Here is an 11,778-nt window from a genome sequence, read left to right as displayed (position 1 = left end):
CCTGTTCCTGGCATCCAAGCCGAAGTCAGGCAGAAATTCCACTTATCCTAGCTGTGCAGATTTCCCGAGCCAGCTCTCCCTGAACTGACAGGAGCTTATGGAGAAGCGTTTGGGGGCCTTGGTATTGCACCGCTCTTGCACCAGAAGGTCGAGCACAAAGCCGTCTTGATCAACGGTGCACCACAGAATGTTGTGCTCACCTTTGATAGATATCACACACTCATCAAGACGTCATTTATCACCCAGGCGTGGCGTGCGGCACGAATCTTTTTGGCGTATTCGCGTCCGAATTTCTCAGCACATTCATGCACGGTCTTATGCGTGACGAAGATCCCGCGATAGGCCAGCCATATCTTCAACCATACGAAAGCGGAGCGGAAAGCGAAAATAGCGGCATACGGCTTCTGCGATTATCTCGGTTGGAAAACGATGGCAGTGATAAAGCGAGGCGCGAGTTTTGGTCATGCTCTGTTATCGTTGTATGCGGTTACGCCTGCGTTAAGGTTACAGTGCCCTCAAGACCACGCTGACCGCTATCGAAAATGGGCGCCCCCCCCCAAAGGCGCCTCGACAACCTGCTGCCGTGGAACTTCAAGACGTCAAGCTCAGACAGATGTGCTCTGCAGCGAACGCTTATGGATCTCGTTGGTCTAATGAAATTGACAATTCTCTCGCTCCGAGGCCTTCATCGTCTCCGCGACGTCACTCGGCGAACCTACCCGCTTGCCGTTGTCCACCTCTATCTTCTTCACCCGATCAGTGAACTCATGCGCAGAGCAGCCGATCTTGACAGCCATCGAGGAATGGCTACTCGAATGACGAATATCCCCCTTCGTGTTCTCTTGTCATTCGAGTAGCCAGGGCGCGCACTTCAGGACAAAATTTGTTCGTTGCATCGCTTGTTCTAGAATCTGGTTCCCAAAACGTTGCGAGCGACCGTCAAAGTCAGGGCGGTTTAAACCTGGATGTTCAGATTTTCAGGACCAATGCTATCAATCCAACATATATCCGGACTTTCACGAAGAAATCAGGCCATGTTTATGTCAGGCAAGCGACCAATTTTGTTTATTACTCATTTCTTATATACTCGAAAGAAAGAATTGTGATCTAAAATTTCCCCGTACAAGGATAGATGAACCGGACGAATATATCATGCTTCTCCTGCTCACATTGCAATTCATCGTACTATCGTTTTTCCCACTTTACTTCACAACTTTACCCGCACCAATGCGGCTGGTCCATTTCTATGTTTACCTGGCGCTCGTCCTGCTTATCGGTGGCTTTATGGGAAACGTGTATTCCGTTTCCATTACTGATAGTATGGACATCTCAGGCGGTAGCCTTTGTTACGGCGCCTTCATGATGGCTTCAGTGATGTTCGTCTGGATAGAGCGAGACGCTTTCATCCTTCGGCATCTTGTCAGGCTCGTCATTGTCGTCGATATTTTCAAGGTCATCTTTTCTTTTCTCACTTACTCCTTCCTGGAATCGAATGGGATTATCAATCCTCACGATGTTCCGCCTGAAATGTTCGAACTATCGACTCCCATGATCATCCTGGGGGGCATTCTTATTATCGCCGAGCTCCTGATACTGCTGTTCATCTTCGAATTCACTAAAAAGAAAACGCACTCCTTCTTTCTCAACGGTGCAGTCTATATCGTCGCATTCGTGCTTGTATTGGTTCTCGATGGCTTTGCCTTTTTCTTTATTTCCTTTGGTATCAACGCCGACATTCTGACGCTTGTTTTCAGCGGCATCACTGCCAAGGTTTTTATGGCAACTGCATTTGGACTAACGCTCGGACTGTTTATAGTCTGGCAGCAACGGGCATTTACTGATTACCTCGAGACCGACACGTTTCGCTGGCGTCTGCTGACCTCTAGTAGTGCCAATATAATCAAGGAGATTGACAGAAAGGAACAGGATGTCCGCCGCGGTGATATCGTGTTCAAGAATTCATCCGAAGGGTTGGCGATATTTGATGAGTCCGGAGCGCTTCTCAGAGCAAATTTTGCCTTCCGGAAGATGTTGGAAATCAGTGTGGAAAACAATGATACTGCGAACCTTAAACAAGCATTCTGGATTGCAAACAAGCCCGTCGTCTTGCCATCGCATTTTGCAGGCCCGTGGCGGCGCGAGGTCGCCTTCGGACAAAATCAGCAACGCGCCGGTATTTTGTCCATCACACCCGTTGAAGAAGGCACCCACGGTCAAAGATCCCATGTCTATTCCTTGATCGATATAACCGAGCAGAAGCTTGCTCGGCAAAGATTGGAGTACGTTGCGTTACATGATCAACTGACTGGATTGCCCAACCGTCGTTTTCTCGACCAATACCTTAATGACTTCCGAGATTCACCATACGCACTCATCGCCGTCGACCTTGATCGCTTTCGAGACATCAATGACAGCTACGGGCACAGCGCAGGCGATCGTGTTCTTCAAGTGATAGGCGAGCGATTGAAGGAATTTCATGAGGCGCATATGGGAGAAAACGATATACTGTGTAACGTCGGTATTGATGCATTTGTCTTCCTCGTTCACTCCAACGATCGTGGCTTCGTTGAACCTCTCCTGGAACAGATCCAGCGTACTATTGAACAGACCATTCGCATTGACGATAATCTGGCCGTTTTCACGACAGCAACCATTGGTATTAGCTACCAGCGTCAAGGCAGGAGTGTTGACACATTTTTGGAAGCAAACGCAGCACTATACGCGGCGAAGCGCAAGAGACGAGGCACAATCGCTGTCTATCAAGAGGGCCTGACCGACGAGAGCCGGAGGAAGATGGTACTGGCTCTCAAGTTGAAAACCGCGCTGGCGGACAACCTACTTGACGTTCATTATCAGCCACAATTCGATACTGTTAGCCGCAAACTGCGTGGAGTGGAAGCTCTCGCTCGTTGGACTGATCCTGAACTCGGCGTCATCTCGCCCAGCGAATTTATCCCTGTCGCTGAGGCAACCGGTCTGATCGATCCCCTTGGGGAATATGTCCTTGAGAGAGCCTGCCGGGATGGACAGGAATGGCGGAAAAACTGGAATATCCCCATCACTGTTTCAGTCAACGTATCTGCACAACAGCTCAGATTTGGGCGGTTCGCTTTGACGCTGACCAGAATACTGAACGAAACAAACTTCACTGCCCGTCAACTTGAAGTAGAGTTAACCGAGTCATCCTACATTGAACGTGAAGAGGAAGTTACCCCACTGTTGAACGAATTAAAGGAAATGGGTGTCGGCATTGCGATTGATGATTTTGGAACGGGATACTCATCTCTTTCTTATTTACGAGATCTACCATGCGACTACATCAAGATTGATCGTAGCTTCATTACCGGAATTCCACATGACCCCAAGCAATGCAGCCTCGCGTCTGCAGTTATCCAGCTAGCGAAAAGCGTGTCGTTTAAAGTCGTGGCTGAGGGTGTAGAAACTCAAGAGCAGCTTGAATTTCTTGCATCGCAGGGATGCGATCTTATCCAAGGACACTATTTCTCGCCTGCGCTTTCAAAGACAGCGCTAGAAACGCTGTTGGCAGACACTGAAAGTTAGTAATCGAACTACCGGCTCGCACCAGCACTTATTGACTGGCAATCAATTCGTCAGCTTGGGCCCCCACCGTAATTGCTGTTCGTCCACTGGCTCATTTTTTGTGTACCGAAGCGTCGGTGGTCCACGGCTGGGGTGCTTCAGTCGTGCATAGTTCAGTGAAGGAGAACTGTGAATGTTCAGGTAGATCCATATGCCAAGGGGCGCGACCGCCGTCATCGGCATTCTTCGTCCACTCGTCAAATCCATCAGCTGGGATTTGGCAGCGCCTGCCCTCTCGCAATGAAATCTCGTCGTTGGCGTGACTAACGAACAGGACATCAAGCGTCGGACAGATACAGCCGTTGAACCTCTGACCAAGGTAGGCGGTGGTACAGTGTAAATCGACCGCCCATGCCTCACTCCCTCTAAATTAAGACGTTTCACTCGAACTATTAACTATAGCGCGAACGGCACGGGCTGAAATCTTATATTTCTTGGCAATTTCAGAGATGGAAGTTTTTCTCATAAACGCGCTTTTTATTTCCTTTCGCTCGTTGCTTTTCACTTTTCGCGGCCGTCCTATACGGGCATCGACTGGCTTCGATCTTGGAACGATCCCGACAACCGCCCGGGCCGATCTTGGATGGCGACACGCGGCTGGCGACACAGATCCCATTTCAACGGCCAGCTTTGTCGGCTCAAACGCTTTCACTGTTGCGGGCGCTCCGATTGCCAAGGACACGGCAATCATTGAAGCCGGGCTGGATTTCGAACTTTCGAAAGATGCCACGCTTGGTGTGTCCTATAGCGGCCAGTTTGGTTCTGGAGCACAACGAAATGGCTTCAACGCCTCTTTGAAGGTTAGCTTCTGATCTTTTTTACCGATACTGACTAAAAGAGGGCTACGACCCTCTTTTTGCGTTCGTAGCATAAAGGAAAAGCCCTGAAGCTGCGAATTACCGGTGATAGGCGTACGTTGTCGGAGTTGAAATTTATGCTCACGGAGATAATTTCCAACGAGGGCTTGGAGGGGAAGCATGAAATTTTCTACCGCAATCGTTATTACGTTGCTCGCAAGTACTACGACATCCGCAAACGCGCAATCTTTACCGCGCTATGACCCGGCAACTTACTGCAAAGGTGTCTCGAAATATAGTGGCGGCTCGTCTGTTATTTACTAGGGTTGTATTGAGATGGAGCAGACCTCGTCTCCGGTTCGCTCGGAGGAATGAGTAGATTCATCGGAATTCCATTCCCGGAGGCCGGACGCGTGACTGGAGGCGTTACTTTCAGTGGCTTTTGTTGGATCTCCGTCTGATCGCGGTATTGCATCGTTATCCGGAACTGAGGATCCTCCAGCTTCTGCGTCGGTTTCCATCGGCGCCGCTGCCGGATCAAAACCAGCAGCTATCGCCGGTCTCGCCTTTTTGGACAGATCCCCTTATACGAGCGCCAGCGCTTTTCTTTGGTGAATTATTTTCCATCACTATTGTCCTCAGCCTCCCAACCATCAGCCAGGTCAATTGTTCCACCGCAGAGCCGCAGATCAGCATATTTAAACTCGTCACGTTTACTCAGGGAACAAATGCCCCTCCGCAGATGTTTCGTTTTCCTTACAAGGAGGAAAGAAGATGGATCACACCGATCATGTCCGCTTGACAAATAAAGAACTTATTGCTGATAATATTAAAGGGGCGACAGTGTACGGTGTCGACGATGAGAAAGTTGGCACCGTTGATCACGTTCATGGTGCGGGGCTTGGAAGCGCCGTAATTGTTGACGTTGGCGGATTTCTCGGAATTGGGGCGAAACCGGTTGCCGTTCCAATCAGCGACCTCGAATTTATGCGAGACGAAAACGGCGACGTGCATGCAGTTACAAGTTGGAATAAAGCCCAGCTTGAAGAAATGCCTGAACATCAAGACTAATCGTATTTGCCCCGGGCGATCTGTCGCTCGGCGCGAGCAAGTCACTTTAAGGAGACATGCGTTAAAAAAAAGTCGATGAATTTTTCTCGGGGAGGGGAGCATGCATTGGAATAAAAGAGGGGAAGTGGCGCAGAAGCTGCGCAAAGATAATGCCTTAACGGTGATTACGCGAATTCGTCACGCCGTATTAATTGAAAAAAGTTTAAAAGAACCGTTCGGCGCAAGGGACATTCGCATTTATGCGCACGGCTGGCGCTATGGACAGTATAACACATTCCTATCAGATCATACTCTGGGCAAATCAACAGAAGCCTTTTTTGTTAAGGTCGATAGGGGAAAATATCGTCTTTTGAACGACGATGAGCTGCATGCCCTAACCAAGAACTGACCCTTTTTAGACAAACGTGCGCCTGTTTTGGTAGGGCTCGCTGCGACAGGCGCATGCCTCGTCAGCTTCATCGCTGACGAGGCACTTTTTATAAATTCATGGTTGTCGTTATATTTTGTGAAACACTCTGGCTTTTATATTGGCGAGTTTGAAGTAGCATTCTCTATCCAACAACAGGAGGTGGAAATGCCGTTTTTTAACGAAGCGAGCTGCATTTATACTCCTAAGGAGGTAGATTTCTTGCGCAGCTGTTTTACGACAGCTGCCATTATTCTCGAAGAAAGCGGCCGTCCTTATTCACCCAGCGAACTCGCGGCTTGTGTTATCAAACTATATCAGTGCGGTTTGCGAGAGCGGTCGCAATTGATGGAACTGGCTGCAAGGTTAGCTCACCAAAAGCACCGACTGAGAGAGGAGTTGGGCATCCGCAGTCCATCTTCGAAAAGCGTTCAGGAACTCTTTTCTGAGAACCGCGTTTAGAGGATTGCATCAGCTAATCTCTAAGCCAAGCGGACAAGCTGATGCTAGCCCTGTCTCTGCACTTCGAGGCAGTGCACTTTTATATTCAAACATCGAACGTTAAAGAATGGGTTTGCCAACGGTGACGGCAATGGTCGCGCCCGAAGTATAACTTGAAAGAGGATCAGCCAGCATAACATAAGCTGAGGCCAGCTCTGCTGGTTGGGCTGGACGTTTCATCGGTGTTTGCTTCCCAAAGAATGCGACAGCTCCTTCCGACAATGTGGAGGGGATCAAAGGCGTCCAGACCAGTCCCGGCGCAACTGCATTGGCACGAATCCCTTTCTCAGCCAATAATTGTGCAAGACCTGCCGTAAAATTTTAAACGGCGCCCTTGGTTGTCGCATAGGCAAGCAGGGTCGGATTAGGCATATCCGAATTGATCGAAGCGGTATTTATGATGGATGCACCCGGCTTCATGTGCGGCAATGCAGCTTTCGTCAAATAAAACATTGCATGGATATTCACCCGAAAGGTCATGTCCCATTCCGGTGCTGTCACGTTGTTTGCCGTGCGGGCGCGTGGAAGCCGCAAGGTGGATTTCAGGCGAGTTGCAGCGCGGCCATCCTCCATTTGGTAGTTGCGGCTTGACGGAAGGATCGGATCTGGGCAGCGGGGCGATTTGATTTGGTGGGAACGAAATGGTTTCGGACGGCTGAGAAGATCGAGACAAATTGTTGCAGTGATCTGATGGCTCTGTCGCAAAATTTTGACCTTTTCTTCGCTATTATACGTTTGATGCGGATATTCGAGCGAGGAGAATGGGGATGGCGATCGATTTCACAGGGGCACATTTCCCCAAAAGCGTCATCCTTTATGCTGTTTTCTTTTACGTCCGTTATTCTGTTTCCTATCGTGATCTGCAGGAAATCATGGCTGAACGAGGCGTAGACGTTGACCATGCAACATTGAACCGCTGGATCGTTCGTTACGCGCCACAGATCGTAGATCAAGCACAGAAACGTAAACTCCCAACACGCGGTTCATGGCGTATTGACGAGACCTATATAAAGGTCAAAGGGAAATGGACATATTTATATCGGGCGGTTGATCGTGATGGTCAAACTCTGGACTTCATGCTCTCTGAACGCCGAAATCTCGGTGCTGCACGGCGTTTTTTCAAGAAGGCCATGGCAAGCAACGGCATCCCAACGAAGATTGTCATTGATGAAAGCGGCGCCAATCTCGCCGGAGCCCAGGCTGTAAACAATATCCCGAAAATCACGGGGCACAGCAAGATGATTGAAATTCTTCAGGTCAAATATCTCAATAACATCCTTGAGCAGGATCATCGGTTCATCAAGCGGATCACAAAGCCGATGATGGGCTTCAAAGCGTTGCATTCAGCTTCAGCAACAATCGCAGGCATCGAAGTCGCACATATGATCCGCAAGAACCAATTTGCAAATGACAACCGCTCGCCATTCGAGGTCTTTGCGGAACTCGCAGCATAAGTGTGTCCGCAGAGAAGGCCGACTATAACCCGCTAAAAAATTTGCGACAGAGCCGCAGTTACCAAAGGAGTTTTATGGCCCACCGGATCAGCGTGACTGGCATAGCCACACAATTGCTGAGCATGGCCGGATGAAGTGGCAGACGATGACCAACTATAGCAGGTGTTCCAACGTGGAAACGACGATGGGCCGCTAGAAATCAATCAACGGCAATCGTCGTCGTTCACGCACATTTGCCAATCAGCAAACCGAGATAAGACTCGGATGTCGCATTCTCAATCGAATGTTGGCATTCGCACGCCCGGATTCCGTCCGCGTGAAAGTCAAAAGCCTGTAAATACACCATCAAAGACCGGGACTAAACACCCTAGTCTAGTTCAGGGCTAGTCCGCACCTGCACTTCCACGTTCCCGTATCCAGCGCCTGTAGGCGCCGGGGCTCATTCCCGAGAGCTTGACGAAGACCCGGCGGAAGCTGCCCTCATCGCTGTAACCGGCCGCCATCGCGATCTCAGAAATGGATTTGGCGGTCATCTCCAGCGCGGTTCGGGCCATTCCGAAGCGGATGCGGTCGATGAACTTCTTGGGGGACTCGCCTGTCGCTTCGGCCAACCGGCGATGGAGCGTACGGTCCGATGTCGCAAGCCGCTGCGCCAGATCGCGCGCGGTCAGTAACTGACCGGTCGATTGGCGGACAATGCGCTCGGCCTCGAGCAGCAGCGGGTTCGAGGCATTCAGGTGGTCCGTGGGAATATAGACCGCCTGCGTTGACGGAGCGGTATCCACCACCGCGAAATCTGCCGCAGCCCGGGCCGCATCGGCTCCGCACAGGGATCGCACGACGTGGAGCGCCAAGTCGATCCACGACAGCGGCCCACCCGCCGTAACGACGCGCCGATCCTCGACAAGTGCTGTGCCCCATAGGGCGTTCGCGCGCGGATAACGGCGCTTCATCTCGTCATAAAGCCACCATGTCGTCGTGCAGCGGCGGCCGTCGAGCAGTCCGGCCTCGCCCAGCAGGAAAACGCCACTGCAAGAGCCACAGGCAAGCGCGCCATGCGCGTGGTGGTGGCGAATGAAACCGGCGATATCCTTCAGCGAGGCCATATCTGGAGGGCGGTTGTTCGCGTCTGGAAGGAAGCCGGGAACGATCAGCGCATTGCAACGGTCCACATCCCGCAGCGCCGCATCGACCTCAAGGTGGCGGCCCTGTCCGTCCCGCACGGGGCCGCCGTCAAGACTGGCGCTGACGACCTCGTAAGGGGGCGCGCATTGCTGGTCCGCGATTGCACGCGCGGCCAGTGATAGGATGTCGCACAGTCCGACAAAGCCGGACGCCAGACATCCTTCCGATCCGATGACGACGATTTTCATGGAGTCTCCCGTGGCGAGTTTTACCTGAATAATGGCAAAAATGCCACGCTGCACGCCCTGCGGTCCAGATGTAAATCAGGGGTAGCCGGAAAACTTGCCGGCAAAACAACCAATCAAGGGAGTCATCACGATGACCACAGTTGCAGGTGTCATTTCATTCAAAGCCCAGTCCGGTCGGGGCGAAGAGGTCGCGCGCCTGATCGCAGCAGCGCTTCCGCATGTCGAAGCCGAAACCGGCACGCCGCTCTGGCTGGTGCTGCGGTCCAATGCCGATGCCGATACGGTTTTTCTGGTCGATCTGTTCAGCAATGCGGCCAGCCGGGATGCGCATATGACGGGGGAAGCCGCAAAGCAGATATTCGCCACGGTGCCGTCGCTTCTGGCCGAGGAGCCCGCGATCCATCCCGCTGATATTTTCGCGCGTAAGGGCGCCTGAGGGCACCGTTACGTTAACCTACCTAGGGATATATCCCGGACTTTGAAGCCGTTTTAAGCGGATTACAGTTCAGCGATATCGCGCCAGACCGTGTTGGCAGCTTGGCGCAGTTCGCGGTGAATGGCAGAGGGGAAGCGGTAGCGGGGAAAATGGTGAAGGTTGTAGATCGGGTCGTGAATGGATGCGAAACGCTGCAAGTGTCGTGCTGACTTGAAGCGTTTGCCCCGTTCACGTCGTCGTATGGGTTGATGCGAATTCTCTGCCCGGTTGTTCAAGCCTTTGTGCTGGCGATGATCACAGAGCGTGAGGCCGATCTCGCGCTTGGCAGCACCGTAAGAGCCAAGCTTGTCCGTGACCATGACACGGGGGACTGCGCCCTGACCTGACAAGAGGGAGGCGTCGCCTTAATCTGGGACCGGACGCAGTTCTTCCCGTAGGTCGTCTTTCATGCACTGATCGACATGGCAATGTCTTGCCATGTTGCGATGGCGTGGGAGCGAAGTTTTTGATGATCTGCGGCGGAGAGATGTCTGCGGTGAAGAAGGAAGAGATTGGCAATCTGGCCATGGACTGAGACGAAACGCTGGCGTTGCCGGGCTGACTTGAACCGCATCATCCGTCGCTCCCATCGTCGCACGGGAAGATGTGAATTCTCTGCCCGATTGTTGATGCCGTTGTGAGATCGATGCTCGACGCCCGGCATCAGTTCCGTCTTTGCTGCATCGTAGGATCGCAGCTTGTCGGTGACCATGACCCGTGGGGAGATGCCCTGGCCTTTGAGTAGCTTGCGCATCAGCCGCAGGGCCGCACGTTTGTTTCTCCGGCTCTGCAACAAGGCATCAAGGACATAGCCGTTGGCGTCAACGGCGCGCCAAAGCCAGTATTTCTTTCCCTTGATCGTCACCACCATTTCATCAAGCTGCCATTTGTCGGCAAAGTGGCCTCGCGAGCGCCGACGGAGTTGGTGGGCGAATTCAAGGCCGAACTTTGCAGCCCATTCCGAGACGGTCTGGAATGAAACCTCAATACCGCGCTCGGCAAGCAGATCTTCGATGTCGCGAAAGCTGAGCGGGAACCGGTAATAGAGCCAGACCGCATGGGCGATAATCTCGGCGGAAAAGCGGTGACGTCGAAAATGAGCAGGCTGGGGTTCGGTCATAGCCATCGAATATCAAATCGATCCAGACTATTCCGTTAACACGACGCCACCGAACAGGTTCCGGAATAGCCATCGCTGTTCATTTTTGTTTCGGTGTTATCGTTAGCGCCAGCCCAGTTTCGACCGGGATTTGTATGTGCGCCCCATGGCTGCGAATAGTCGAGAAGGCAATCAAGGGAATAGGTGATACCGACCTTGAGACCGATACGAGGAACCCAATAAGCGTAAGCGGCAAGCAGACCCCATCTGGCGGAAGTGGTGATCGGTCGGATATCGGTAGCGGACACAATGAGCTGCTGTGAGCTTCTATGTCTGCGCCTAGTACTGGAACTAGAACCTTCCATATGATCGAAGCTGTTGCCGAGCGCCTTGAGGGTGCGCCGCGGCAGCTTCGCCGACGCTGGTCGGATGAGTTCAAGGCACGGGCGGTGGCGGAGGCATTGGAGCCAGGCGCGAGTGTCTCGGCGATCGCGCATCGGCTCGGCATTCACCCGTCGCAGCTCTTTGGCTGGCGTCGTGCGGTCTTAGACGCTCGGAAGGTGTCCACGGAACCGGCCCATTGTGAGATGGCCGTGGCGTCTACTGGCGAAGCGGTGATCGAGGTTGTCATTGGCGACGTGATCGTGCGTGCTCGCGCTGACGTCAGTGAGGAGCACTTGCAACGGGTGATTCGGGGCGGTGCGGTCGGCATGATCCCCTCCGGCGTGAAGGTTTTCCTGGCCAGTCATCCGGTCGACTTCCGCAAGGGTCCGGACAGCTTGCTGTCGCTGGTGCGGGACGCCGGCAGTGATCCGTTCAACGGTGCGCTTTACGTCTTCCGGGCCAAACGAGCGGATCGAGTGAAGATCGTCTGGTGGGACGGCTCCGGGGTCTGCCTTTACGCCAAGCGATTGGAGAAATCGCAAGGTGTTGTCACGTTAAGTTTCTCTGGCCGGAAAGGCCAGGGGCTCGTAGATATTCAGGCGAAACAGGCCGCAATTT

Annotated in this window: 11 protein-coding genes and 2 pseudogenes; 7 read left to right on the top strand and 6 right to left on the bottom strand. The window is 52.5% G+C overall.

The features are described from left to right. Positions 1-42 precede the first annotated feature (42 nt). The gene (locus HWD97_RS23505; RefSeq protein WP_371835736.1) at positions 43-216 is read right to left on the bottom strand and encodes a hypothetical protein; all 174 of its coding nucleotides are present in this window, start codon (positions 214-216) and stop codon (positions 43-45) included. Positions 217-1,152: 936 nt separating this feature from the next. Here HWD97_RS23505 and HWD97_RS23500 point away from each other — a divergent pair. From HWD97_RS23500 to HWD97_RS23485, 4 genes are all read left to right on the top strand, one after another. After that, positions 1,153-3,561 carry a putative bifunctional diguanylate cyclase/phosphodiesterase gene (locus tag HWD97_RS23500; RefSeq protein WP_371835735.1) on the top strand — a complete coding sequence of 803 codons (2,409 nt, stop codon included), beginning with the start codon at positions 1,153-1,155 and terminating at the stop codon, positions 3,559-3,561. A 488-nt stretch (positions 3,562-4,049) separates the two neighbouring features. Continuing rightward, positions 4,050-4,412, top strand: a complete 363-nt coding sequence (locus tag HWD97_RS23495) for an autotransporter domain-containing protein (RefSeq protein ID WP_371835734.1) — start codon at positions 4,050-4,052, stop codon at positions 4,410-4,412. A gap of 759 nt (positions 4,413-5,171) precedes the next feature. Further along, positions 5,172-5,468: a PRC-barrel domain-containing protein gene (locus HWD97_RS23490; RefSeq protein WP_371835733.1), complete on the top strand. Its 297-nt coding sequence runs from the start codon at positions 5,172-5,174 to the stop codon at positions 5,466-5,468. 100 nt (positions 5,469-5,568) lie between these two features. After that, entirely contained in the window at positions 5,569-5,856 is a 288-nt protein-coding gene (locus HWD97_RS23485; protein WP_371835732.1) for a hypothetical protein, read from the top strand. Positions 5,857-6,435: 579 nt separating this feature from the next. On the opposite strand, the pseudogene HWD97_RS23480 reads toward HWD97_RS23485, so the two are convergent. Continuing rightward, positions 6,436-6,879 (bottom strand): annotated as a pseudogene (locus HWD97_RS23480) (SDR family oxidoreductase); the annotation flags it as partial. Positions 6,880-7,142: 263 nt separating this feature from the next. Here HWD97_RS23480 and HWD97_RS23475 point away from each other — a divergent pair. Next, positions 7,143-7,829 (top strand): IS6 family transposase, encoded by a 687-nt coding sequence (locus HWD97_RS23475; protein WP_371835731.1) that lies wholly within the window; start codon positions 7,143-7,145, stop codon positions 7,827-7,829. A gap of 383 nt (positions 7,830-8,212) precedes the next feature. Here the strand turns inward: HWD97_RS23475 and HWD97_RS23470 are convergent, their stop codons facing one another. Beyond that, the gene (locus HWD97_RS23470; RefSeq protein WP_371835730.1) at positions 8,213-9,202 is read right to left on the bottom strand and encodes a GlxA family transcriptional regulator; all 990 of its coding nucleotides are present in this window, start codon (positions 9,200-9,202) and stop codon (positions 8,213-8,215) included. Positions 9,203-9,332: 130 nt separating this feature from the next. Here HWD97_RS23470 and HWD97_RS23465 point away from each other — a divergent pair, with 130 nt between their 5' ends. Continuing rightward, a complete protein-coding gene (locus HWD97_RS23465) occupies positions 9,333-9,638 on the top strand; it encodes a putative quinol monooxygenase (RefSeq protein ID WP_371835729.1) in 306 nt (101 codons plus the stop codon). A 62-nt stretch (positions 9,639-9,700) separates the two neighbouring features. Here HWD97_RS23465 and HWD97_RS23460 read toward each other — a convergent pair whose 3' ends face one another. From HWD97_RS23460 to HWD97_RS23450, 3 genes and pseudogenes are all read right to left on the bottom strand, one after another. Continuing rightward, positions 9,701-10,027: a DDE-type integrase/transposase/recombinase gene (locus HWD97_RS23460; protein WP_371835728.1), complete on the bottom strand. Its 327-nt coding sequence runs from the start codon at positions 10,025-10,027 to the stop codon at positions 9,701-9,703. Positions 10,028-10,083: 56 nt separating this feature from the next. Beyond that, on the bottom strand, positions 10,084-10,797 hold the full coding sequence (locus tag HWD97_RS23455) for an IS6 family transposase (protein ID WP_371835737.1): 714 nt from the start codon (positions 10,795-10,797) through the stop codon (positions 10,084-10,086). A gap of 50 nt (positions 10,798-10,847) precedes the next feature. After that, positions 10,848-11,021 (bottom strand): annotated as a pseudogene (locus tag HWD97_RS23450) (transporter); the annotation flags it as partial. A gap of 120 nt (positions 11,022-11,141) precedes the next feature. Between HWD97_RS23450 and tnpB the strand changes: the two are divergent. Next, a partial coding sequence (gene tnpB, locus HWD97_RS23445) for an IS66 family insertion sequence element accessory protein TnpB (RefSeq protein ID WP_371835727.1) occupies positions 11,142-11,778 on the top strand: 637 nt, incomplete at its 3' end.

This window comes from Ochrobactrum sp. C6C9 (genome assembly GCF_022627935.1).
Taxonomy (GTDB): domain Bacteria; phylum Pseudomonadota; class Alphaproteobacteria; order Rhizobiales; family Rhizobiaceae; genus Brucella; species Brucella teleogrylli.
Note: the sequence above shows the minus strand (reverse complement) of the source record. Positions and strands in the feature narration are given on the sequence as shown.